This is a genomic window from Kitasatospora sp. NPDC001603, from assembly GCF_040298365.1.
Classification (GTDB): domain Bacteria; phylum Actinomycetota; class Actinomycetes; order Streptomycetales; family Streptomycetaceae; genus Kitasatospora.
In genome coordinates, this window is sequence record NZ_JBEPAA010000030.1 from 52620 (window position 1) to 75165 (window position 22546).

The 22546-nt window shown below is 73.9% G+C and carries 20 protein-coding genes and 1 riboswitch; of the genes, 9 read left to right on the forward strand and 11 right to left on the reverse strand.

What is annotated here, in order from left to right; genetic code table 11:
- Positions 1–6: 6 nt before the first annotated feature.
- Genes ABT263_RS20085 through ABT263_RS20095 form a run of 3 tightly spaced genes read right to left on the reverse strand, consistent with a single transcriptional unit; the run spans position 7 to position 3637 of the window.
- Complete coding sequence (locus tag ABT263_RS20085; protein ID WP_352291771.1) at positions 7–717, reverse strand: bifunctional 4-hydroxy-2-oxoglutarate aldolase/2-dehydro-3-deoxy-phosphogluconate aldolase; 711 nt, start codon at positions 715–717, stop codon at positions 7–9.
- Entirely contained in the window at positions 714–2336 is a 1623-nt protein-coding gene (locus ABT263_RS20090) for an N-acyl-D-amino-acid deacylase family protein (protein WP_352291773.1), read from the reverse strand. Before ABT263_RS20090 ends, ABT263_RS20085 begins: the two co-directional genes overlap by 4 nt.
- Entirely contained in the window at positions 2336–3637 is a 1302-nt protein-coding gene (locus tag ABT263_RS20095) for an alanine racemase (RefSeq protein ID WP_352291774.1), read from the reverse strand. The genes ABT263_RS20090 and ABT263_RS20095 overlap by 1 nt, the downstream gene beginning before the upstream one ends.
- 126 nt (positions 3638–3763) lie before the next feature.
- Here ABT263_RS20095 and ABT263_RS20100 point away from each other — a divergent pair, with 126 nt between their 5' ends.
- From ABT263_RS20100 to ABT263_RS20110, 3 genes are all read left to right on the forward strand, one after another.
- Positions 3764–5053: a sugar kinase gene (locus ABT263_RS20100; RefSeq protein WP_352291776.1), complete on the forward strand. Its 1290-nt coding sequence runs from the start codon at positions 3764–3766 to the stop codon at positions 5051–5053.
- Positions 5050–5811: an IclR family transcriptional regulator gene (locus ABT263_RS20105; protein ID WP_352291778.1), complete on the forward strand. Its 762-nt coding sequence runs from the start codon at positions 5050–5052 to the stop codon at positions 5809–5811. The genes ABT263_RS20100 and ABT263_RS20105 overlap by 4 nt, the downstream gene beginning before the upstream one ends.
- Positions 5812–5887: 76 nt before the next feature.
- On the forward strand, positions 5888–6304 hold the full coding sequence (locus ABT263_RS20110) for a RidA family protein (RefSeq protein WP_329490901.1): 417 nt from the start codon (positions 5888–5890) through the stop codon (positions 6302–6304).
- 94 nt (positions 6305–6398) lie between these two features.
- On the opposite strand, the gene ABT263_RS20115 is transcribed toward ABT263_RS20110, so the two are convergent.
- Positions 6399–7613, reverse strand: a complete 1215-nt coding sequence (locus ABT263_RS20115; RefSeq protein WP_352291780.1) for an MFS transporter — start codon at positions 7611–7613, stop codon at positions 6399–6401.
- A 217-nt stretch (positions 7614–7830) separates the two neighbouring features.
- Here ABT263_RS20115 and ABT263_RS20120 point away from each other — a divergent pair, with 217 nt between their 5' ends.
- On the forward strand, positions 7831–8550 hold the full coding sequence (locus tag ABT263_RS20120) for a DUF2470 domain-containing protein (RefSeq protein ID WP_352291782.1): 720 nt from the start codon (positions 7831–7833) through the stop codon (positions 8548–8550).
- 376 nt (positions 8551–8926) lie between these two features.
- Here the strand turns inward: ABT263_RS20120 and ABT263_RS20125 are convergent, their stop codons facing one another.
- The gene (locus ABT263_RS20125; RefSeq protein WP_352291784.1) at positions 8927–9958 is read right to left on the reverse strand and encodes a M23 family metallopeptidase; all 1032 of its coding nucleotides are present in this window, start codon (positions 9956–9958) and stop codon (positions 8927–8929) included.
- Between the two features lie 4 nt (positions 9959–9962).
- A riboswitch (cyclic di-AMP (ydaO/yuaA leader) is annotated at positions 9963–10123 on the reverse strand.
- A gap of 310 nt (positions 10124–10433) precedes the next feature.
- On the opposite strand from ABT263_RS20125, the gene ABT263_RS20130 reads away from it, so the two are divergent.
- Positions 10434–11972, forward strand: a complete 1539-nt coding sequence (locus tag ABT263_RS20130; RefSeq protein WP_352291786.1) for an MFS transporter — start codon at positions 10434–10436, stop codon at positions 11970–11972.
- A 7-nt stretch (positions 11973–11979) separates the two neighbouring features.
- Here ABT263_RS20130 and purB read toward each other — a convergent pair whose 3' ends face one another.
- The 4 genes from purB to ABT263_RS20150 form a co-directional block, all read right to left on the reverse strand.
- Positions 11980–13410 (reverse strand): adenylosuccinate lyase, encoded by a 1431-nt coding sequence (gene purB / locus ABT263_RS20135; RefSeq protein ID WP_352291788.1) that lies wholly within the window; start codon positions 13408–13410, stop codon positions 11980–11982.
- Positions 13411–13533: 123 nt separating this feature from the next.
- On the reverse strand, positions 13534–13989 hold the full coding sequence (locus tag ABT263_RS20140) for a MarR family winged helix-turn-helix transcriptional regulator (RefSeq protein WP_329490895.1): 456 nt from the start codon (positions 13987–13989) through the stop codon (positions 13534–13536).
- 122 nt (positions 13990–14111) lie between these two features.
- The gene (locus tag ABT263_RS20145; RefSeq protein ID WP_329490894.1) at positions 14112–14525 is read right to left on the reverse strand and encodes a DUF3037 domain-containing protein; all 414 of its coding nucleotides are present in this window, start codon (positions 14523–14525) and stop codon (positions 14112–14114) included.
- Positions 14522–15277, reverse strand: coding sequence for a HipA family kinase (locus ABT263_RS20150; protein WP_352291790.1), 756 nt, complete (start codon positions 15275–15277; stop codon positions 14522–14524). The genes ABT263_RS20145 and ABT263_RS20150 overlap by 4 nt, the downstream gene beginning before the upstream one ends.
- Before the next feature lie 171 nt (positions 15278–15448).
- On the opposite strand from ABT263_RS20150, the gene ABT263_RS20155 reads away from it, so the two are divergent.
- A complete protein-coding gene (locus tag ABT263_RS20155) occupies positions 15449–16807 on the forward strand; it encodes an NAD(P)/FAD-dependent oxidoreductase (protein WP_329490892.1) in 1359 nt (452 codons plus the stop codon).
- Positions 16808–16863: 56 nt separating this feature from the next.
- Here ABT263_RS20155 and ABT263_RS20160 read toward each other — a convergent pair whose 3' ends face one another.
- Both ABT263_RS20160 and ABT263_RS20165 read right to left on the reverse strand, forming a co-directional pair.
- Positions 16864–18060, reverse strand: coding sequence for a GDSL-type esterase/lipase family protein (locus ABT263_RS20160; RefSeq protein WP_352291792.1), 1197 nt, complete (start codon positions 18058–18060; stop codon positions 16864–16866).
- A 200-nt stretch (positions 18061–18260) separates the two neighbouring features.
- Complete coding sequence (locus ABT263_RS20165) at positions 18261–19598, reverse strand: aminotransferase class I/II-fold pyridoxal phosphate-dependent enzyme (protein ID WP_352291794.1); 1338 nt, start codon at positions 19596–19598, stop codon at positions 18261–18263.
- A 34-nt stretch (positions 19599–19632) separates the two neighbouring features.
- Between ABT263_RS20165 and ABT263_RS20170 the strand changes: the two genes are divergently transcribed.
- The 3 genes from ABT263_RS20170 to ABT263_RS20180 all read left to right on the forward strand — a co-directional run bounded on the left by ABT263_RS20170 (position 19633) and on the right by ABT263_RS20180 (position 22467).
- Positions 19633–20295 (forward strand): pyridoxamine 5'-phosphate oxidase family protein, encoded by a 663-nt coding sequence (locus tag ABT263_RS20170; protein WP_352291796.1) that lies wholly within the window; start codon positions 19633–19635, stop codon positions 20293–20295.
- A gap of 10 nt (positions 20296–20305) precedes the next feature.
- Positions 20306–20929 carry an FMN-binding negative transcriptional regulator gene (locus tag ABT263_RS20175; protein ID WP_352291798.1) on the forward strand — a complete coding sequence of 208 codons (624 nt, stop codon included), beginning with the start codon at positions 20306–20308 and terminating at the stop codon, positions 20927–20929.
- Between the two features lie 125 nt (positions 20930–21054).
- On the forward strand, positions 21055–22467 hold the full coding sequence (locus tag ABT263_RS20180) for a sugar porter family MFS transporter (protein WP_352291800.1): 1413 nt from the start codon (positions 21055–21057) through the stop codon (positions 22465–22467).
- The last annotated feature ends 79 nt before the right edge of the window (positions 22468–22546 follow it).

Below are 22546 nucleotides of genomic sequence, written 5' to 3' on the forward strand. Positions count from 1 at the left end.
CCGCGCCTACCGGCCTCCCACGGCGCAGGCCCGGGTGAACACCCGCGCCCGCCGGGCGATCTCGGCCCAGTCCCCGGCCGCGACGGCCTCCGGCGCCACCACGTCCGTCCCCGCGCAGACCGCGAGCGCGCCCTGTGCCAGGAACTCCGCCGCGTTGCCCGCGTTGACGCCGCCGGAGGCGACCAGCGGGACGTCCGGGTAGGGACCGCGGAGGTCCTTGAAGTAGCCGGGCCCGAAGGTCCGGGCCGGGAAGATCTTGACGGCCGCGGCGCCGAGGTCGACGGCCTGCGCGACCTCGGTGGGGGTGAGCGCGCCCAGCACGACCGGTACCCCGGCGGCGTGCCCGACCCGGGCCACCTCGGGCCGGCAGCCGGGCGTGACCAGGAAGGACGCGCCGGCGGCGATGCCGCGCTCGGCCTGCTCGGCGGTCAGCACCGTACCGACCCCGACCCGGTGGCCGGCCTGCGCCGCACTGAGCAGATGATCCGTCACACCGGGTGTGGTGTAGGTGAATTCGGTCCAGGTGATGCCGCCCTCGGCGAGCGCGGCGCAGAGCGCGGCGGCGTCGGGTATCCGGGGGGCACGGACGACGGCGATCACCGGATCGGCGGCCAGCGCGGCACGCGCGGCCGCGAGGACGGAAGCGGCCGCGGGAACGGAAGCGGCCGCGGCAGCCGTCACGGAAACGGCATCGGAGACGAAGGGCGAAGGGCTCATGCGGCTCGGGTTCCTCGATCGGTTCGGCGCAGGGCGCGCCCGGGCCGGGCGCCCGTGGTGCGGCCCTGCTGGACGACGGCGGTGCCGTTGACGTAGACGTGCTCGATCCCGGCGGCGGGCCGCCGGGGCTGTTCGAAGGTGGCGGTGTCCTGGACGCGTTCGGGGTCGAGGAGCACCAGGTCGGCGTGGAATCCGGGGGCGATCCGGCCGCGCCGGTCCAGCCGCAGCCGGGCGGCGGGCCGGCCGGTCATCCGGGCGATCGCCTGCTCCAGGGTCAGAACGCCCAACTCCCTGCTGTAGTGAGCGAGGTAGCGGGGGAAGGTACCCCAGGCCCGCGGGTGCGGCCGGGCCCCGACCAACAGGCCGTCGCTGCCGGCGGTGTGCGCGCGATGCCGCATGATCGCCCGGACGTTCTCCTCGTGGCCGACGTGCTGGAGGATGGTGGTGGCCAGCTCGTCCCGGCGCAGCAGGTCGAGGAAGACCTCCGTCCCGCTGCGGCCCTGCTCGGCGGCCAGCTCGGCGACGGTCCGGCCGACGGCCCCCGCCAGCTCCTGGTTCCGGACGCCGGAGAGCTGGATGGTCGCCCAGTCGGTGACCACCCCGTGGCAGCCGTCGCTGCCCTTCACCTCCACCTCGTACCGGATCCGCTCGCACGCGTCCGCCTCACCGAGCCGGGCCAGGGTGGCCTGCGGGCCGCCCTCGGTGGCCCAGCCGGGCAGCAGGGCGGCCAGTGTGGTGGAGCCGGGCAGGTAGGGGTAGCTGTCCAGGGTGAGGTCGATGCCGTCGGCGAGCGCCCGGTCGACGAGGTCGAGCAGTTCGCCCGCCCGCCCCTGGTTGACGCCGAAGTTCATCGTGGCGTGAGTCAGGTGCAGCGGGCAGCCGGACCGGCGGGCGATCTCCACCATCTCGGCGTAGCCCTCCAACGCCCCTGCTCCGTAGGAACGTTGGTGCGGTGCGTGGAATCCGCCGCACTCGGCGACGACCCGGCAGAGGGCGACCAGTTCGGCGGTGTCGGCGTACATCCCGGGCGTGTAGGTCAGGCCGCTGGAGAGGCCGACGGCGCCTTCGGCCAGGCCCTGGGCCAGCAGTTCGCGCATCCGGTCGAGCTCCCGGGCGCTCGGAGCCCGGTTCTCCCACCCCATGGCCAGCATCCGCAGCGAGCCGTGCGGGACGAGGTAGCAGGCGTTGACGGCCGGCCCGGTCCGGTCCAGCCGGTCCAGGTACTCGCCGACGGTGCGCCAGTCCCAGTCGAAGCCCTCCGGATCGCCGTTCCACCCGGCGATCTGGCGGCGCAGCGCGGGCAGCGTGCCGTCGTCGACCGGGGCGTAGGAGAGGCCGTCCTGGCCGAGGACTTCGCAGGTGACGCCCTGGGTGACCTTGGCCGGGTGGTCGGGTTCGAGCAGCAGGGCCAGGTCGGAGTGGGCGTGCATGTCGATGAAGCCGGGGGCCAGTACCAGGCCGTCGGCGTCCACTTCGCGGGCGCCGCCGAGCCCGTGCCCGAGCTCGGTGATCCGCCCCTGCCCGATCCGCACGTCGGCCCGGTACCGGTCGGCGCCGGTGCCGTCGACGACGGTGGCCCCCTTGAAGACGAGGTCGTCGACCGGAGACTGAGGCTCCATCAGAAGTACGTCCTGATCAGGCCGGTGACCTTGGGGTCGGCCGCGGAGGCGTCGTCCAGCACCGGGATCATCGTCCACTTGTCGAAGGCGGTGCAAGGGTGGGACACCCCGAGCCGCAGAACCGCGCCGACCGGCGCGAGGTCGCCGGCGTCCCGCAGGAAGGCGTGCTGGTCGTTGAGCGCGGTGATCCGGGCCGCCGTGCCGGTCAGCACCGGGCCGCCCCGGACGAGTTGGGGCTCCGGCAGGCCCTCGTCGAAGGGCAGGTCGCGCTTGCCCGCGTCGAGCAGGGCCAGTTGCGGCTCCGGCCGGGAGACCACCCGGGCCCAGCCGTGCAGAGCGCCCCGGAAGGGCGTCGGACCGGCCCCCCGGGCCAGCGGGGAGATCCCCCGGTAGAAGCCGTCGTCGTGGGCGATGTAGGCGCCCGAGCGCAGGACCACCGAGGCCTCCGGCAGTGCGGCCAGCTCTTCGACCACCAGGTCGAAGTAGGCGCTGCCACCGGCCGTGACGATCGGCGGGGCACCGTCGGCGTAACCGCCGGCCAGCCGTCCGTGCAGGTCGGCGAGGGCGCGCAGGTAGCCGCGGACGGTGGCCAGGCCGTCGGCGCCGGCGTCGTGGGCCAGTGCGCCCTCGTAGCCGCCGATCCCCGCCAGTCGCAGCGTCGGCGCGCGCAGCACCGCGGCGGCGACCTCGACGGCCGCGTCGACCCCGCGGGCGCCGGTCCGCCCGCCGGGGCCGCCGAGCTCGACCAGGACCTCGACCGGTCGTTCGGCGCCGGCCGCGCGCAGCGCCTCGTCCATCAGCCGGACGCTCTCGGTGGAGTCCACCCAGGAGACGAAGGCGAACGACGGGTCGGCGGCCAGCTCACCGGCGAGCCAGCCGAGCCCGGCCGGGTCGAGCAGGGTGTTGGCGAGCAGGATCCGCCGGACGCCGAACGCCCGCGCCACCCGGACCTGCGGGAGGTTGGCCAGGGTGATGCCGTGGCTGCCGGCGTCCAGCTGGGCCTGCCAGAGCGCGGGCGCCATCGTGGTCTTGCCGTGCGGGGCGAGGGCGACGCCCGCCTTGGCGCACCAGTCGGCCATCGTCCGCACATTGTGGTCGAGCGCGGCGGCGTCCAGGGTGAGCAGCGGGGTGCCGAAGCCGGCGAGGGTGGGCCCGGTGGCGAGGTAGTCCCGCACGGTCGACCCCCACGCGGCGGGCGGCAGCGCCTTGAAGCGCCAGTCGAGCACCTCGTCGGCGAGGGCCGCGACCGCGCCGGTGTCGATGCCCGGTCCGGTGCCGCTGCTTACGAAGGTCTGGTCCACCGTGTTCTCCTTACGTGTTGCAACATGTGCAACGAGGGTTGCACATGCTGGCATCACGGTTCTAGCATCGGCGCCGGACGAAGGTCAACGGAAACGGTCAGCCGCAGCACACGAGGAGCCCACCAGATGCCCCGACAGGACGCCGCCGTGAGCTCGGGCACCCCGCCGCTCGACAGCCCGACGGCGGCCGGCCGGGCGGAGCCGGGCCCGGCGGCGGCACCGGGCGGACCTTCGGCGCACGACGGCCCGGTGGCCCACGGCGGAGCGGCGACGCGCCCGACGCCCGGGACCCCGACGGCGGTCTGCGTGGGCGAGTCGATGGCTGTCCTGCTGCCGGACCGGCCGGGCCCGCTGGAGGCGGTGGAGAACTTCCACCTCTCGGTCGGCGGCGCCGAGTCCAACGTGGCGGGCGCCCTGGCGGCGCTCGGCGTGTCGAGCGCCTGGATCAGCCGGGTGGGCGACGACGGCTTCGGCCGCCGCCTGGTCGGTGAGGTCGCCGCCCGCGGGGTGGACGTCTCGGCGGTCGCCGTCGACCCGCACCGCCCGACCGGCCTCTACCTCAAGGAGGTCGGCGGCTCCACCGGTGCCCGGCACGACCTCGGTCCCGGGCGCAGCCGGCTGCACTACCACCGGCGCGGCTCGGCCGCCGCCGCGCTCTCGCCCGCCCTGTTGGACGACCCGGCCGCCGTCCGCCTGCTCGCCGGTGCCCGGCTGCTGCACCTGTCCGGCATCACCGCGGCCCTGTCCGACGACTGCCTGGCCCTGCTGCGCGCCCTGCTCGCCGACCGCCGCCCCGGCCGGCTGACCAGCTTCGACCTGAACTGGCGCCCCGCGCTCTGGCTGGACCGCGACCCGGCCGTCCTGCCCCCGCTGCTGGACGCGGCCGATCTGCTGCTGCTCGGCGCCGACGAGGGCGAGGCCGCCTTCGGCACCGGCGACCCGCTGGCGCTGCGCCGCCGGTTCCCCTCCCCCGCCACCGTGGTGGTCAAGGACGCCGCCCGGACGGTCACCGCGCTGGAGCGGGACGGCGCGGCCGTCACCGAACCGGCCCTCGCCGTCGAGGTGGTCGAGGCCACCGGCGCGGGCGACGCCTTCGCGGCCGGCTACCTCGCGGCCACCGTCCGCGGCCTGGACCAGCGCCGCCGGCTGCGGCTCGGCCACCTCAGCGCCGCCTGCGCACTGACCGCCCACGGGGACCAGGCCGAACTGCCGCCCGAGCCGGTGGTCGCCGCACTGCTGAACGCCTCCCCCCGGGAGTGGGCCGCCACCCGGGTCTCCGCGGATGGCATCGTGTCCCCCGTACTGCCCGCGGCGGCGCCGCCCCGGCCGGTCCCGTCCGCGACGGCGGCGCCGGTGACCGGGGGCGGTGTCACCGACCCTCGACCGGCCGCCTCCCCGGCCCTTGGAGCACGATGAGCCAGACCGTCACCCGCGCCCTGCGCATCCTCGCCGAGCTCGGCGAGGGCGAGCGCTCGCTGGACCAGCTCGCCGAGGTGCTCGGCGTGCACAAGACCACGGTGCTGCGGCTGCTCCAGAGCCTCGAAGAGGAACGATTCGTCTACCGCGACCCGGCCTACCGCTACCACCTCGGCGCCGGCCTCTTCGCCCTCTCCGGCCTCGCCCTGGAGCAGCGCGGCGTCCGCCGGATCGCCGCGCCGCACCTGGCCGAGCTGAACGCCGCCACCGGCCAGACCGTGCACCTGGCCGCGTACGAGGGCGGGGAGGTCGTCTACATCGACAAGTACGACTCGCGCCACCCGGTCAGGATGTACTCGCGGATCGGCCTGCGGGCGGCCCTGCACAGCGCCGCCGTCTCCAAGGTGCTGCTCGCCGACCTGCCGGTGCCCGAGCGGCGCCGGGTGGTGGCCGGCATCGACTTCACCCCGCACACCGCCCGCACCCTGACCACTCCCGAGGCGCTGCTCGCCGAGCTGGAGAAGGTCGCGGTCCAGGGCTGGGCGCAGGACCACGCCGAGCACGAGGCCTTCATCAACTGCGTGGCGGCGCCGATCCGGGACGCCAGCGGACGCGTCGTCGCCGCCGCCTCGATCTCCGTCCCCGACGTCGTCCTCCCCTACGAACAGGTGCTGGAGCTGCTGCCCCAGCTGCTCGCCACCGCCCGCGCCGTCTCCGCCGACTGCGGGCAGAACCCCCAGGCTCCCCAGACCGGCTGACCCGCCGAACCGGCCGGCCCCGCCGGCCCCGCCGGCCCCGGACCTGCCGACCCGCCACCACCAACCGAGGAAGCCCATGAGCGACCAGAGCGACAAGACCGAGATCCGCACCGACGGCGCCCCCGCCCCGGCCTGGATGTTCTCCCAGGGCGTCCGCAAGGGCCCCATCCTCCAGGTCTCCGGCCAGGGCCCGCAGGACCCGGCCACCGGCGAGTACCTGCACCACGGCGACGTGAAGGCACAGACCCGCCGCACGCTGGAGAACGTCAAGGCGATCGTGGAGGCCGGCGGCGCCACCATCGAGGACGTGGTGATGTTCCGCGTCTACCTGACCAAGCGGGCCGACTTCCCGCTGATGAACGAGGTCTACGCCGCGTTCATCGAGGAGAACATCGCGCCGGGCGGCGTGAAGCCCTGCCGCACCACGATCTTCGTCGAGCTGCCACAGGAGCCGATGCTGGTCGAGATCGACGCGCAGGCCGTGATCGGCTGACCGGCCACCGAGACGCGCAAGCCGTGATCGGCTGACCCGCCGCGACACGACGCGCGGGGCCCGGACGAGTGTCCGGGCCCCGCGCGTTCCGCGCTCACCGCCCGGCGGTGAGCGCCTCCTCGGCGGCCGCTCCACCGCGCGCCACGACCCGGCCACCGGCGCCGGCCCCCCGCCGCTCCAGCGCGCCGGAGAGCAGCGCGACCCCGAGGGCGGCGGCGGCCATCAGCCCGCCCACCCAGTTCGGCGCGTCGTAGCCGAGCCCGGACGAGATGACCAGCCCGCCGAGCCAGGCGGCGAGCGCGTTGCCCAGGTTGAAGGCCGCGATATTGGCGGCCGAGGCCAGCGTGGGCGCGCCGGCGGCCTGGTCCATCACCCGCTTCTGCAGCGGTGCGACGGTCGCGAAGCCGAACACGCCGATCAGCGGAATGGCGACGATCGCACCGACCCTGCTGTGCGAGGCGAGGGTGAAGGCGAAGAGCAGCACCGCCAGCACCGCCAGGATCACGTACAGGCTCCGCATCAGCGCGCGGTCGGCGAACCAGCCGCCGAGCAGGTTGCCGACGAACAGGCCGACGCCGAACAGGAAGAGCAGCCAGGTCACGCTGGAGGGGGCGAAGCCCGCCATCTCGGTCATCATCGGCGTGATGTAGGTGAACATCGCGAAGATGCCGCCCCAGCCGAGCACCGTCATGCTCAGCGCGAGCCAGATCTGCGGCTTGCGGAAGACGGCCAGCTCCGGGCCGAGCCGGGTGTCCTCGGCGCGCGGCTGGACGGGCACCAGGGCCGCGATGCCGGCGAAGCCGATCGCGCCGAGCGCCGCGACCACGTAGAAGGTGGAGCGCCAGCCGAAGTGCTGGCCGAGCAGGGTGCCCATCGGCACGCCGAGCACGTTGGCGGCGGTGAGCCCGGTGAACATCAGGGCGATGGCGCCGGCCCGCTTGTGCGGGGCGACGAGGTCGGCGGCGACCACCGAGCCGATGCCGAAGAAGGCGCCGTGCGCGAAGGCCGCGAGCACCCGGCCGACCAGCAGCAGACCGAAGGCGGGCGCGACGGCGGAGACCAGGTTGCCGGCGATGAACAGGCCCATCAGCATCAGCAGCATCCCCTTGCGGGGGATCCGGGTGCCGAGGACGGTGAGCAGCGGGCCGCCGATCACGACACCGAGTGCGTAGCCGGAGATGAGCAGGCCGGCGGTGGGGATGGACACCGAGAAGTCGCCGGCGACCTCGGGCAGCAGGCCCATGATCACGAACTCGGTGGTGCCGATGCCGAAGGCGCTGATCGCCAGCGCCAGGAGCGCGAGGGGCATGAGGGGACCGCTTTCCAGAGCGTACAGAAGATTGCGTGTGCAACTACCAGCGTCGACAATACGACCGAACGCCAGATACTTGCAAGCGCTCGCTATCTCCATCTGCAATCCCTTGGATCCACGCACCCTCCCTCACGACCCGCGAACCACCTGCGCACACCTTGCCCTCCCCCACCGAAGTGATTAGGTTAGCCTCACCTAACAAACGGAGGTCGTCATGAGCCCCAGCCCTGTCGACGTCGAGGCGCCCGAACCCACCGCCGCCGAACGGGTCTGCAGCCTGCTCAGCGCCACCTCCTCCGTGGTGATCCGGGCCTGCGGCGAGTACCACGACCTGGACACCCCGGTCTCGGTGCACGGCTCCCGGCTGCGCCTGGTCGCACCGCTCGACGCGCCGCTCACCCTCGCCGTGACCCGCGAGCGGGACGGCCTGGCCGTCGTCCTGGACCTCACCGACATCGCCCCGGTCGCCGTCCGCGACCGCGTCCGCGGCCGTCTCACCCTGGCCGGCCGGCTGCACCTCGCCCACCTCGCCGACGACGGCCTCAGCGTCCACCTGCGGCTGGACGTCGCACACGCCGTCCTCTCCACCCCGTACGGCACCACCGCCCTCACCGGCGCCGACCTCGCCCTGGCCGCGCCCGACCCGCTGGCGCGCTTCGAGGCGGCGATGCTCACCCACCTCGCCGACGACCACCCGGACGCCCTCGCCCTGCTCACCCGGCTGCTGGACCGCGAGCTGCTCGTCGGACACCCCGACGTCCGCCCGCTGGCCCTCGACCGGCACGGCCTGGTGCTCCGTCTGGACCACCCCTGGGGCCACCGCGACGTCCGCCTGGTCTTCCCCGAGCCGGCCCGCGACGCGGACGAGTTCGGCCACCGCGTGCACCAGTTGCTGACCGCCGCCGACAGCGACCTGCCCGCCCACCGGTCCTGAACCCCGCCGGGGCGGCTCATTCCTTTCACCGCGACCGCCGACCGAGAATTGACGGCCCGTCCGGCCGCGGACGGGCCGTCGGCACATCCCGGAAGGCCCCTCAGGAAGGCCTCCCGGAAAGGCCTTCCGCACGACGGAGCCGACCACTCGGAAACGCCGGACGGAAACCCCGATCGCAGGGGGGGCACCTGCCTGTCAGAAGGGCACGAAAAAGGCCGGCCCGGCTCGCGAAGGAAATTCGCGAGCCGGGCCGGCCAGGGCGTGTCCCGCGCCCATGATCCGCTGACGGTGCGGCGATCACCCGGTCGAGCGGTCACCCGACATGACCATCCCGGGAGGTCGTACGCCCCGCACCCAGCGGAAGTCCGACCTCAGGTCAGAGGGAGACGCCGTGCGCCCGCAGGTAGGCGATCGGGTCGATGTCCGAGCCGTACTCCGAGCCGGTGCGGATCTCGAAGTGCAGGTGCGGGCCGGTCACGTTGCCGGTGGCACCCGAGAGGCCGATCTGCTGGCCGGCGGTGACGGTCTGACCGATCTTCACACCGATCGAGGACAGGTGCGCGTACTCGGCGTAGTGGCCGTCAGCGAGCTTGATCTCGACCTCGTTGCCGTAGGCGCCGCCGTTGCCGGCCTTCACCACGGTGCCGGCGCCGACGGCGCGCAGCGGGGTGCCGGTGGAGGCGACGAAGTCGGCACCGGTGTGGTGACCGGAGGCCCACATCGAGCCGGCCACGCCGTAGGCGGTGCCGAGCTTCGGGTTGGCGAGGGGGGCGACGAAGCCCGAGGTGCTGGCCGCGGCGGCCGGCGCCGCGGGAGCGGCCGGAGCGGCCGGCTTGGCGGCGGGGGCCGCCGGCTTCGCGGCCGGAGCGGCGGGCTTGGCGGCCTGGACCGGCTTCGGGGCGGCGTGCTGGGCGGCCGGCTTCTGCGCGTCCTGCGAGACCTGCGGCTTGGCGGCCGGGGCGGCGGGCTTGGCGGCCTCGGCGGCGGCCGGAGCGGCGGCGGCCTTGGCACCCAGCGCGAGCTGCTGACCCGGGAAGATGAGGTTCGGGTTGGCACCGACGACCGAGCGGTTGTGGTCGTAGAGGGCCTTCCAGCCACCCTCGACCTGCTTGGCGTCGGCGATCTTCGACAGGGTGTCCCCGCCGACGACCTTGTAGCTCTCCTCGGCCGGCGCGGCGGCCGGCTTGGCGGCCTCGGCGGCCGGCTGCGCGGCAGCGGCCGGCGCGGCGTCGACGCTGGTGGCGCCGGTCCAGGTGGAGGTCTGCGCGGGCTTGGCGGCCGGGGCGGTGTGGGCCTGGGCGCTGATGGTGGTCACCAGCGGGAGGGCGAAAGCGGCGCCGGTCACGGCGGTGGCGATGCCGATGCGGGCGGCGCGGGGCAGGGTGATACGACGAGCCTGTGCGGGCATGGCGAACTGTCCTCTCCGACGCCTGCGAGGTGAGCTGTCGGGTTCGGGCTGGAGTTGCCCGGCCGCATAGCGCGGCTTCACCCCAAGCCGGACCGTGAATTCCGGTCCGGCGACTTACCTTTGGGTCCCCCGCTCCTGCCGTACAGAGTTCGGTTCGTACCACCGGGCAGCGGCAGGACTAGGCGTTCCACCCGGTGGCCACCCGGTCCAATGCCGGGCGGTCGCTGAACTAAAACTCATCCGCCCGGGCGAAGCAATGTCGATCTCTTGAATCGACAACCACTACCGGGAAGGCCGTGACACTCCGAATGATCGGCTGCACAGTATGTGCACAATCGATTCACCGCGTGCCACTGATCCACGACGCTCCGCCGATTTCGGTGTCCGTACGCATGCGATCACCTACGGAAAGCCATCCGCCGACACACCCCCGGTGACCCTTGTCACGTCGCCTCCCGGGGCGCACGATCAGGCGGTGGCCACCTCCGAGGCCGGCACCCTGCGCCTGGGCACCGCGCAGGGCCGCTGGGTACTACTGGCGACGGTGCTCGGCTCCAGCATGGCGATGCTCGACGGCACCGTCGTCAACGTCGCACTGCCCCGGATCGGCACCGATCTCGGCGCTCCGCTCGCCGCCCTGCAGTGGACGCTCAACGCCTATCTGCTCACCCTGGCCGGCCTGATCCTGCTCGGCGGCGCGCTCGGTGACCGCTACGGCCGGCGCCGCGTCTTCCTGATCGGCGTGCTCTGGTTCGCCGCCGCCTCGGCGGCCTGCGCCGCGGCCCCCACCATCGAGGTGCTGGTCGCCGCCCGCGCGGTGCAGGGCGTCGGCGGGGCGCTGCTCACCCCCGGCTCGCTGGCGATGCTCCAGGCGGTGTTCCACCCTGACGACCGCTCGGCAGCGGTCGGCCTCTGGTCCGGCCTCGGCGGGGTGTCCGCCGCGATCGGCCCGTTCCTCGGCGGCTGGCTGGTGGACGGCCCCGGCTGGCGGTGGATCTTCCTGTTGAACGTCCCGCTCGCCGCCCTGGTGGTCGCGGTGGCCTCCCGGCACGTCCCGGAGAGCCGGGACGGGAGCGCGACCGGCCGGTTCGACGTCCTCGGCGCGGCGCTGGCCGCGCTCGCGCTGGGCTCGGTCACCTACGCGCTGACCGCGGCGGGCGACGGGCTCTCGGCCGTGGTGTGGGTGTCCGGCGCGGCCGGCCTGCTGCTGGGCACGGCCTTCGTGATGGTCGAACGCCGCGTCCCGGAGCCGATGCTGCCGCTCGGCCTCTTCTCCTCCCGCCTGTTCACCGCGGTGAACCTGGTCACCCTCTGCGTCTACGCGGCGTTCAGCGGCGTCTTCTTCCTCCTGGTCGTCCAGCTGCAGATCGTCTCCGGCTTCTCCCCACTGGTCTCCGGGCTAGCCCTGCTGCCGATCACCGTGCTGATGCTCGCGCTGTCCGCCCGGGCCGGCCGGCTCGGCAAGCGGATCGGCCCGCGCCTCCCGCTCACCGTGGGGCCGCTGCTCTGCGCGACGGGGGTCCTGCTGATGCTGCGGATCGGCTCCGACGCCTCGTACTGGACGGACGTGCTGCCGGCCGCCGCCGTGATGGGCTGCGGGATGGTCCTGCTGGTCGCGCCGCTGACCGCGACGGTGCTCGCGGCGGTGGAGGTCCGGCATGCCGGGATCGCCAGCGGCGTCAACAACGCCGCCGCCCGCGCGGCCGGGCTGCTCGCGGTGGCCGCCCTGCCGGCGCTGGCCGGGCTCAGCGGCGAGGCCTACCGGGTGCCGGCCGCGGTGGACTCCGCCTTCCGGACCGCGATGCTGATCTGCGCCGGGCTGCTGGTCACCGGCGCGGTGACGGCGTTCACCACCGTCCGGGGCAATGTGCTGGCCCCCGAGGACCACCCGGTCGCCGAGCCGGACTGCACCTACGCCTGCGGCACCGCCCCTCCGCTGGATCCGGGCCATGCCGCCGCCGGACACGGCGAAGGCCCCGCCACCGGATCGGCGGCGGGGCCCACGAAGGCCTGAGGCAACGTCAGAGGATGTCGCCCGGGGCGTACTTGGCGGCCTCGGGGTAGGCGGCCGCAACGGCCTCGACCTGGCGGACCACCTCGGCGACCTGGGCACCGGCCGCGCCGGTGAAGGAGAGCCGGTCGGCCAGCAGCGCGTCCAGCCCGGCCCGGTCCAGCGGGATCCGCGCGTCCGCCGCCAGCCGGTCCAGCAGCTCGTTCTCCCGCGCGCCGGCCCGCATCGCCAGCGCCGAGGCGACGGCGTGCTCCTTGATGACCTCGTGCCCGGTCTCCCGGCCGACGCCCGCCCGCACCGCGCCCATCAGCACCTTGGTGGTGGCCAGGAACGGCAGGTAGCGGTCCAGCTCGGCCTCGATCACGGCGGGGAAGGCGCCGAACTCGTCGAGGACGGTCAGGAAGGTCTCCAGCAGGCCGTCGAAGGCGAAGAAGGCGTCCGGCAGCGCGACCCGGCGGACCACCGAGCAGGAGACGTCGCCCTCGTTCCACTGGTCGCCGCCCAGCTCGGCGGTCATCGAGGCGTACCCGCGCAGGATGACGGCCAGGCCGTTGACGCGCTCGCAGGAGCGGGTGTTCATCTTGTGCGGCATCGCGGAGGAGCCGACCTGGCCCTCCTTGAACCCCTCGGTGACCAGCTCGTGGCCGGCCATCAGGCGGATCGTCTTGGCCAGGCTGGACGGCCCGGCCGAGAGCTGGACGAGGGCGGTGAGCACCTCGAAGTCCAGCGAGCGCGGGTAGACCTGGCCGACGCTGGTCAGCACGTGGTCGAAGCCGAGGTGACCGGCCACCCGGCGCTCCAGCTCGGCGAGCTTGTCGGTGTCGCCGCCGAGCAGGTCGAGCATGTCCTGGGCGGTGCCGACCGGGCCCTTGATCCCGCGCAGCGGGTAGCGGGCGATCAGCTCCTCCAGCCGGCGGAAGGCGACCAGCACCTCGTCGGCGACGGTCGCGAAGCGCTTGCCCAGGGTGGTGGCCTGCGCGGCGACGTTGTGCGACCGGCCGGCCATGACCAGCTCGGAGTGCTGGGCGGCGAGCCGGCCCAGGCGGACCAGCACGGCGACCGTGCGGTCGCGGACGTGCTCCAGCGACTGGCGGATCTGCAGCTGCTCGACGTTCTCGGTCAGGTCCCGGGAGGTCATGCCCTTGTGGATCTGCTCGTGGCCGGCGAGGTCGCTGAACTCCTCGATCCGCGCCTTCACGTCGTGCCGGGTGACCCGCTCGCGGGCGGCGATCGAACCGAGGTCGACCTGGTCGATCACCCGCTCGTAGTCGGCGACGGCGCCTGCGGGCACCTCCACGCCGAGGTCCTGCTGGGCCTTCAGGACGGCGAGCCACAGGTGGCGCTCAAGGACCACCTTGTGCTCGGGGGACCACAGCTGGGCCAGGGTCGCCGAGGCGTACCGGGAGGCCAGGACATTGGGGATCTGGGGCTTCGCGCTCACGCTTCGCAAGCCTAACAGCCGAGGTCAGCGCGAGCGGCGGCGGACCGGGCGCTGCCGCCTCCCGCGCCCGCCCCGGCCGATCGCCGTACCGCTGTGCCACTGTGCCGCTGTGCCGCTGTGCCGCTACACCGTGCCGGGCGAGCGCCCGGCGAGGACCGGCAGCACCTGCGCGCAGATCGAGTGCAGCGAGATCCGCTGCTCGTCCGTCATCGCCTCGAAGGCCTGGTGGGTACGGCTCATCTCGCCGCGGATCAGCCCGAGGATCTCGCGGCCCTGCTCGGTGATCACCACGATCTTGACCCGCCGGTCACCGGCCGCCGCCTCGCGGTTGGCCAGGCCGAGCGACTCCAGCCGGTCGACGATCCCCGTCACGTTGGAGGCGTCGCAGCCCAGCCGGCCGGCCAGCGCGCGCATCGGCACCGGCTCCTGCACCGCACCGAGGGCCTTCGCCTGGGAGGAGGAGAGGCCGTGCCGGGCCGCGGCTCCCGCGAAGTCCTGGAAGTAGGCAGCGCCGACGGCGGCCAACGCCTCCATCAACTCGGCGTTGGTCGGTACGGTCGTCGTCGCTGTCGAACCCATGGGGCCAGCGTACGACCGAGTGCTTCACCAACTCAAGCTTTGACCGGGGCAAAAGTCCGCAGGTCAACCGCTCGGCCCCGGAAGGGCCCCCGGACGGCCCCCGGGCACCCGACCGGTCGCCCTCAGAGCACCAGCTGGTCGAAGAGCCGCCGCAGCTCGGCCTCCGGGTCACCGGTCAGCCCGGTGTGCACCGGTCCCGGCTGGACGATGGCACTGCGCGGCGCCGTCAGCCAGCGGAACCGCTGCCCCGGACTGTCGCCCGCCGCCGGACCGGCCGCGGGCCCGCCCGCGCAGACCGCCTCGATCCCGTGCAGCGCCCGCCGCACCCCGGCGACGTCCGCCACCGGGTCGAGCGCCAGCAGCCGGGCCTGGTCCAGATGGGTCCGGGCGCCCAGGTGCGCGCTCTGCCGGCAGTACAGCAGCACCCCGACGTTGACGCACTCGCCGCGCTCGACCCGGGGCACCGCCCGGATCACCGCGTACTCGTAGTCGTGCAGCTCGACGGCCGGCGGGGCCGGCGTCACGGACTCGCTCATGCGGAGACCTCCGGCAGCCAGTCACGCGGGCCGGCCAGTCGCCCGGTCAGCTGGGAGCGGTACGCGGCGCGCACCGCCTCGGGCGAGTCGAAGCCCGGCTCGTCCGCCAGCCAGACGTCCGGGATCCGCGCCACCGCCGCCTCCACCGCCGCCTCGGCGAGCGGCGCGAGCGCCTTGTCCGCGGCCACCAGATCGGGCTCCGCGCGCAACAGCGCGTGGTCGGAGGCGTCGTACGGGCGGCGGATCCAGCCGGCCGCGCCCGCCCAGTGGTGATGGAAGATCAGGCTGGCGCCGTGGTCGATCAGCCGCAGCCCGCCGGTGGCCACCAGCAGGTTGGGGTTGCGCCACGAGCGGTCGACGTTGCCGATCAGGGCGTCGAACCAGAGCACCTGCCCGGCCAGCCCGGCGTCCACCTCGAAGCAGAGCGGGTCGAAGTTGAGCGCCCCGCTGACGAAGGCCATCCCGAGGTTGCGGCCGCCGCTGGCCCGCATCTGGTCCTGGATCTGCGGGTCCGGCTCGCTGCGGGCCAGCACCGGGTCGAGGTCCACGGTGACCAACTCCGGTACCGGCAGCCCGAGCCGGCGGCCCAGCTCACCGGCCAGCACCTCCGCCACCAGCGCTTTGCGGCCCTGCGCGGCGCCGACCCATTTCAGGGCGTACAGCCGCCGGTCGTCGGCCTCGACCAGGCCCGGCATCGAGCCGCCTTCTCGCAGTGGCGTCACATAACGGACCGCCGTCACCTCGGGGAGCACGCCGGACAGCCTATCGGGCATATGCGCGGACCGGGGGCCGCGTGCCGTCCCCGCCCGGCGCGGGCCTGCGCCATCCGCGCCGTCCGGTGGCAGCGCCCGCTCCGCCGTGCGAGTGTGGCTCAGAGTAGTGGGGACCTTGCACGGTACGAACTGCACTGTAAGGGATGAACGATGGAACGAGCTCGGATCCTGATCGTGGGCGGTGGCTTCGCCGGACTGGAGTGCGCTCGCCGGCTCGAACGCAAGCTCACGCCCTCGGAGGCGGAGATCTCGCTGGTCACGCCGTTCAGCTATCAGCTCTATCTGCCGCTGCTCCCGCACGTGGCGGCCGGGGTGCTGACCCCGCAGTCGGTCGCGGTCTCGCTCCGCCGGACGCTTCGCCGCACCCACATCGTCCCCGGCGGCGCGATCGGCGTCGACCCGCGTTCCAAGGTCTGCGTGGTCCGCAAGATCACCGACGAGGTGGTCGCGCAGAAGTACGACTACCTGGTGCTCGCGCCCGGCAGCGTGACCCGCACCTTCGACATCCCGGGCCTGACCGACTACGCGCGCGGCATGAAGACGCTCGCCGAGGCGACCTACGTCCGCGACCACGTCATCGCCCAACTCGACCTCGCCTCCGCCACCCTGGACCAGCGGGAGCGCGAGTCCCGGCTCCAGTTCGTGGTGGTCGGCGGCGGCTACGCGGGCACCGAGACCGCCGCCTGCCTCCAGCGGCTGACCACCGCGGCCGCCCGGCGCTACCCGCGGCTGGACGCCCGGCAGATCAAGTGGCACCTGATCGACATCGCCCCGAAGCTGATGCCGGAGCTCGGCGACGCCCTCGGTGTCGCCGCCCTGGAGGTGCTGCGCGAGCGCGGCATCGAGGTCTCGCTGGGCGTCTCGGTGGCCGAAGTCGGCGCCGAGTCGGTCAAGTTCACCGACGGCCGGGTGCTCCCCTGCCGGACGCTGATCTGGACGGCCGGCGTCGCGGCCAGCCCGCTGATCGGCACCCTGGACGCCGAGACGGTCCGCGGCCGGATCGCGGTCACCGCGGAGATGCGGGTGCCGCAGTTCGAGGGTGTCTTCGCACTCGGCGACGCCGCCGCCGTCCCGGACCTCGCGAAGGGCGACGGCGCGGTCTGCCCGCCCACCGCCCAGCACTCCGCCCGCCAGGGCCGGGCGGTGGCCAACAACGTGATCGCCGCGCTGCGCAACCAGCCGCTGGAGCCCTACTACCACAAGGACCTGGGCCTGGTGGTGGACCTCGGCGGCAAGGACGCGGTCTCCAAGCCGGTCGGCGTCGAACTGCGCGGCGTCCCCGCCCAGGTGGTCGCCCGCGGCTACCACCTGATGGCGATGCGCACCAACGTGGCGAAGTTCCGGGTCGGCGCCAACTGGCTGCTCAACGCCACCGCCGGCGACGACTTCGTCCGGACCGGCTTCCTGGCCCGCCAGCCCGCCCGGCTGCGGGACTTCGAGTACACCGACGCCTATCTGACGAAGGATCAGGTGCGCGCGCACGCCGAGGCGCTGCTCGCCAAGGGCTGACCCGCCGCGGCCGGTCCCCGCTCGGGCCCGGGGGCGGGGACCGGCCGCGCCGCGCGCTACCGCGCGGTGAGGTACATCCCGCTCGCGTCCTTGCCGGCCGTGTTGCGGCAGCCGTAGTTGCCGGTCGGCCGCGCGTACAGCAGGGTCAGGCACTGCCCGAGGGCCTGCTGGCCGTAGTAGTTCGGGTGCATCGACTCCTGGATCGTGCCCTGCGAGGCGCTGAGCCCGCCGTCGACGAACCGCGCCCACTCACTCGTGGTGGCGGACGGCGCGCTGCTCGAACTCGCCTGCTTGGTGGCCTTGGAGCAGACCTCGCGCCCCTGCAGCATGTCCGCCAGGTCCAGGAACTGCGCCCCCTTCGCGACGGCGACCCCGGCCAGCGCCCGCGAGATCTGCGGCACCAGCGAGTCCCGGGCCCAGTCCGCGTCGCCGTTCCAGAACGGACAGCCGCCGGTGTCGGACCGGCTCCAGCCGCTCTCCGGGTAGCGCATCTCGGCGCCGCGCGGGATCGGCGAGGGGTAGGACTGCAGCACGACCCGGTAGTCCCCGGTCGCGTAGCCCGCACCGGCCATCACGGTCCGGATCTCGTCCAGCGCCTTGCCGACCCCCGCCATCGCGCCGGGCATCCGGGAGTCGACCTCGCCCTGCTGGTCGTCGTGGCAGTAGGAGTACCAGACGAGGTAGTCCGTGACGCAGCTCTGGATCACGTCGGCGAAGCCGAGGTCGTTCCCGCCGATCGAGAGCGTGATCAGCTTGACGTTGTACTGCCGCGCCACGGAGGCGAGCTGGTCGGCCTGCGGCGCCTCGCCCTTGAACGACTGGCCGCCGTTCGCGGCCCGGAAGACGTTGGCGGCGACGGCCCCCGAGCAGGCCAGGTTCAGCTGGGTCTGGGTCACGGTCGGGGCGCTGCGCACCTCCGCGACGTCCGAGCGGTCGCACCCGCTGGCATACGTCGCGCCGTAGACCCCGCTCGGGTCGTAGGCGCTGCCGGTCCAGGCCCGGTCGGTACCGGACCGGCTTCCGCCGGTGACGACCGAGTTGCCCTTCCAGCGGCCGGCCTCGCCGGAGATGTAGCTGTCCCCCAGGGTGACGCTGGCGGTGGGCCCGGCCGGCACCGCGCCGGCGGCCGCGGCCGGTGCGGCGGCGCCGGCGACCAGGCCGGCCGCGCCGAGCGGCAGGGCGAGGGCGGCGGCGAGCAGCCGCCGGGTGAGGCGGGTGGTTCTGCGAGTGATGCTCGAACGGTTTTCGGGCACGGCGGAACTCCTGCGGTCGGTCTCGTCCGCACGGTGGGGGCGGGGAGACGCGGAGGTGAGGGTGGGCCGCCGGCCGGTGGCGCGATGAAGATGACATGCTCGCGCTTGTTACCGCTAGGTATCTGCACCAGGTTTCTCACTCTGTTACCGACCGGTTCAGATCGGTCGTGCACAGGATTCCCGGCCTGTTACCGACCGGTTCAGATCAGTCGCGAACCGGCACCGTCCGCTCCGAGCACGGCCGCCAGGTCGTCGGCCAGCCGCCGTGCCTCGGCCGGATCGAGCCGGGCGACGGTGATCCGCAGCCCCGGCGCGGACTGCAGGCGGAACCGCGCGCCCGGCGCCACGACCCAGCCGCGCTGCACCAGCGCGGCGAGCGCGCCGGTCTCGTCCGGGACGGGCACCCAGACGTTCAGCCCGCTCGCGCCGTGCGCCTCGATGCCACGGGCGGCCAGCTCCCCCAGCAGGGCGTCCCGGCGCGCCCGGTAGGCGGCGGCCACCCGCGCGACCGGCGCCGCGTCGGTGCGCCACAGCTCGGCGACCGTGGCCTGCAGCAGATGGCTGACCCAGCCGGCCCCGAGCCGCTGACGGCCCTGCACCCGGCCGATGGTGTCGGCGTCCCCGACCGCGAAGGAGAGCCGCAGGTCCGGCCCGTAGGCCTTGGCCGCCGAGCGCACCACCACCCAGTGGTCGGAGCCGGCCCCGACCAGCGAGTGGAAGGGCTGGTCGACCATGCCGTGGCCGTGGTCGTCCTCGATCAGCAGCACCCCGGGATGGCCCGCCAGCACCGCCCGCAGCGCGGCCGCCCGGGCGGCGGTGACCACCGCGCCGGTCGGGTTCTGCGCGCGGCTGGTGACGACCACCGCGCGGACCCCGGCCGCCAGCGCCTCGGCGAGCGCCTCCGGCAGCGGCCCCTCGTCGTCCAGCCGGACGGCGGCGGCCCGCAGTCCGAGGGCGGGCAGCAGGTCCATCAGGCTCCCCCACCCCGGGTCCTCGACGGCGACGGCGTCCCCGGGGCGCAGCCGGGTGGCGAGGATCCGCTCGATGGTGTCGAGCGAGCCGGAGTTGATGGCGATCGGCGCGTCGGGCAGGCCGTCGGCGCGGAAGCCCGCCCCGGCGAGGGCCAGGAGCCCCGGATCGGCGGAGGGGCGCCCGTAGAGCACCGGGTCGCGGCGGGCGGCCTCGGCCGCGGCGGCGAGGGCCGGGGTGAGGTCGGGGAGCAGCGCCGGGTCGGGGTTGCCGTTGGAGAGGTCCCGGGCGTCCGGCGGGACGGGCACCCGGATCTGGTCGCGCGGAGTGAGCGCCGGCCGCGGGCGGATCCGGCTGCCCTTGCGGCCGGCGGTCTCGATCACCCCCCGGTCGCGGAGCAGCCGGTAGGCGGCGGCGACGGTGTTGGGGTTGACGCCGAGTTCGGCGGCCAGGTCGCGCAGCGGGGGCAGTGCGGTGCCGGGCGCGAGCCGCCCGGTGCTGACGGCCTGCTCGACGTCGGCCGCGATCTCGCTGGCGCGCCGTCCCTTGATCGGATAGTCTCCTAGCACAAAAGAGATTATGCACTAGTACATAGAGGTTGTCATGTCAGACGGCACCGCGTCCTACGCCCGTACCCCGCGCACCACCCCCACCCGCTACAAGGACCGCGCCACCTGGGAGCGGGACGCGATCCACGCGATCCTCGACAGCACCTACCTCTGCCACCTCGGCTTCGTCGTCGACGGCGCCCCCGTCGTGCTGCCGACCATCTTCGCCCGGGTCGGCGACCGCCTCTACGTCCACGGCTCCACCGGCAGCCGGCCGCTGCGCGGCGCCAAGGGCGACCAGGGCATGCCGGTCTGCGTCACCGTCACCCTGGTCGACGCCCTGGTGCTGACCAAGTCCGCGTTCAACCACTCGATCAACTTCCGCTCGGTCGTCGCCCACGGCACGGCCCACCAGGTCACCGACCCGGTGGAGCTGTCGGTCGCGCTGGACGCGCTGGTCGACCAGACCGTCCCCGGCCGCTCCGCCGAGGTCCGCCCGGCCAACGCCAAGGAGCTGGCCGCCACCGCCGTCGTCCGGCTCGACCTCGACGAGGTCTCGGCCAAGACCCGCGCCGACGAGGCCGACGACGACGAGGCGGACCTCGACCTCCCGTACTGGGCCGGCGTCGTGCCGGTGACCACGGTGTACGGCGCCCCCGTGCCGGACGCCTCCACCGCCGTGCCGCTCCCCGCGCACCTGCGCGACTTCACCCGCTGAGGGGCTCCCCATGCTGATCAGGTCCTGGGACCGGGGTGACGAGGCCGAGTGGCGGGCCTGGCTCGCCCAGGGCCGCGACTTCGGCCTGCTCGCCGCCAACGGCCTGCCCGGCCAGGGGCCCGTCCTGGTCCCCACCCACTTCCTGCTGGACGTCGAGCGGGGCGAGATCCTGCTGCACCTCGCCGCGCCCAACCCGCTGTTCGCCGCCGTCCGGGCCGACCCCGAGGTCACCCTCGCGGTCACCGACGACTACGCCTTCGCCCCCGGCCACTGGCGCGGCGAGCCGGGCACGCCGACCAGCTACTACGCCTCCGTCCAGTTCCTCTGCACGGCCGAGATCGTCGAGGACGCGGCCGGCAAGGCGGCGATCCTCAACCGGCAGCTGGCGCACTTCCAGCCGGAGACCCCGGACACCCGGGTGGCCCCGGGCGAGGCGCCCTTCGGCCCGCTCCTGTCGGGCCTGCGCGGGCTGCGGCTGACGGTCCGCACGGTGCGCGCCAAGTTCAAGTACGACGACAAGAAGGGCGCGGCGGAGCAGCGGGCCGTCGCCGACCGGCTGGCCGAACGCGACCGGGGCCTGGACGCCGCCGCCCGCACCCAGCTCCTCAGGCGTAACGCGCGGCGCACGGGGTAGCAGCGCTGACGCCAAGTCACCCGATCGGCTCGATTTCGGGCGAAGCCGGGACGCCGCTGATCGAATGTGTGACGAATCCTGCCCCCTCGGCTGTGCCGGCGGGCCCGTCCACCCGGGGAGCGCGCGTGTCCACAGCCACATCCCGTCCGACCTCCGGCGAGGCGCATCTCGGACACGTCGTCTTCATCTCGGCGGCGGCCGCGATGGGCGGCTTCCTGTTCGGCTACGACAGCGCGGTGATCAACGGTGCGGTGACCGGCATCCAGAAGCACTTCGCGGTCGGCAACGGCGAGACCGCCTTCGTGGTGGCCATCGCCCTGCTCGGCTCGGCCGGCGGGGCGGTGATCGCCGGCCGGCTCGCCGACCAGTTCGGCCGGGTCCGCACCATGCTGCTGGCCGCCACATTGTTCGCGATCAGCGGCATCGGCTCGATGTTCCCGCCGAGCATCCAGGTGCTGGCCACCTGGCGGGTGGTCGGCGGCGTCGCGATCGGCATCGCCTCGGTGATCGCCCCGACCTACATCGCGGAGGTCGCGCCCACCGCCTACCGCGGCCGGCTGGCGTCCTTCCAGCAGATGGCGATCGTGCTCGGCATCACCGTCTCCCAGCTCGCCAACTGGGCCCTCAACCAGGCCGCCGGCGGCGACTCCACCGGTCACCTGGGCGGCATCCAGGCCTGGCAGTGGATGCTCGGCGTCGAGACCGTCCCGGCCCTCGTCTACGGGCTGATGGCGCTGGCCATCCCGGAGTCGCCGCGCTACCTGATCGCCGACCGCCGCGAGGCGCAGGCCCGCAAGGTGCTGCTGGAGGTGGAGGGCGAGGGGGTCGACCTCGACGCCCGGGTCAGCGAGATCCGCGCGGTGCTGGAATCCGCCCACAAGCCCCGGGCCAGGGACCTGCTGGGCGGCCGCTTCGGGCTGCTGCCGATCGTCTGGATCGGCATCGGCGCCTCGGTGTTCCAGCAGTTCGTCGGCATCAACGTGATCTTCTACTACTCGTCCTTCCTCTGGCAGTCCGTCGGCATCAACGAGTCCAACTCACTGCTGATCAGCCTCTCCACCTCGATCGTCAACGTGGTCGGCACGGTGGTCGCCATGGCCCTGGTCGACCGGATCGGCCGCAAGCCGCTCGCGCTGGCCGGATCGGCCGGCATGGCGCTGGCGCTGGGCACCGCCGCCTGGGCCTTCTCCTTCCGGCACGGCACCGGCGACGCCGCCACCCTGGACGACACCTACGCCACCGTCGCGCTGGTCGCCGCGCACGTCTTCGTGTTCTGCTTCGCCTTCTCCTGGGGCGTGGTGGTCTGGGTCCTGCTCGGCGAGATGTTCCCCAACCGGATCCGGGCGCTCGCCCTCTCCGTCGCCGCCTCGGCCCAGTGGATCGCCAACTGGGCGATCACCGTCAGCTTCCCCGACCTCGCGGACTGGAACCTGTCGGCGACCTACGTCATCTACGCGGCCTTCGCCCTGCTCTCGATCCCCTTCGTGGCCTTCTGCATCAAGGAAACCAAGGGCCGGGCGCTGGAGGAGATGGGCTGATCCGCCGCGCCGCGCCGGCGCGGGGGGCCGGCGCCGACCACGCTCCCGGACGCCCCCTCGGCGCCGACCCCCCAGCAGC

Coding starts and splice junctions, on each gene's coding strand:
- ABT263_RS20115 (WP_352291780.1), bottom strand. CDS start 7,613: ATGCCCCTCGCGCTCCTGGCGCTGGCGATCAGCGCCTTCGGCATCGGC.
- ABT263_RS20100 (WP_352291776.1), top strand. CDS start 3,764: ATGCCCCGACAGGACGCCGCCGTGAGCTCGGGCACCCCGCCGCTCGAC.
- ABT263_RS20155 (WP_329490892.1), top strand. CDS start 15,449: ATGGAACGAGCTCGGATCCTGATCGTGGGCGGTGGCTTCGCCGGACTG.
- ABT263_RS20090 (WP_352291773.1), bottom strand. CDS start 2,336: ATGGAGCCTCAGTCTCCGGTCGACGACCTCGTCTTCAAGGGGGCCACC.
- ABT263_RS20085 (WP_352291771.1), bottom strand. CDS start 717: ATGAGCCCTTCGCCCTTCGTCTCCGATGCCGTTTCCGTGACGGCTGCC.
- ABT263_RS20105 (WP_352291778.1), top strand. CDS start 5,050: ATGAGCCAGACCGTCACCCGCGCCCTGCGCATCCTCGCCGAGCTCGGC.
- ABT263_RS20175 (WP_352291798.1), top strand. CDS start 20,306: ATGCTGATCAGGTCCTGGGACCGGGGTGACGAGGCCGAGTGGCGGGCC.
- ABT263_RS20125 (WP_352291784.1), bottom strand. CDS start 9,958: ATGCCCGCACAGGCTCGTCGTATCACCCTGCCCCGCGCCGCCCGCATC.
- ABT263_RS20145 (WP_329490894.1), bottom strand. CDS start 14,525: ATGAGCGAGTCCGTGACGCCGGCCCCGCCGGCCGTCGAGCTGCACGAC.
- ABT263_RS20140 (WP_329490895.1), bottom strand. CDS start 13,989: ATGGGTTCGACAGCGACGACGACCGTACCGACCAACGCCGAGTTGATG.
- ABT263_RS20120 (WP_352291782.1), top strand. CDS start 7,831: ATGAGCCCCAGCCCTGTCGACGTCGAGGCGCCCGAACCCACCGCCGCC.
- ABT263_RS20110 (WP_329490901.1), top strand. CDS start 5,888: ATGAGCGACCAGAGCGACAAGACCGAGATCCGCACCGACGGCGCCCCC.
- ABT263_RS20170 (WP_352291796.1), top strand. CDS start 19,633: ATGTCAGACGGCACCGCGTCCTACGCCCGTACCCCGCGCACCACCCCC.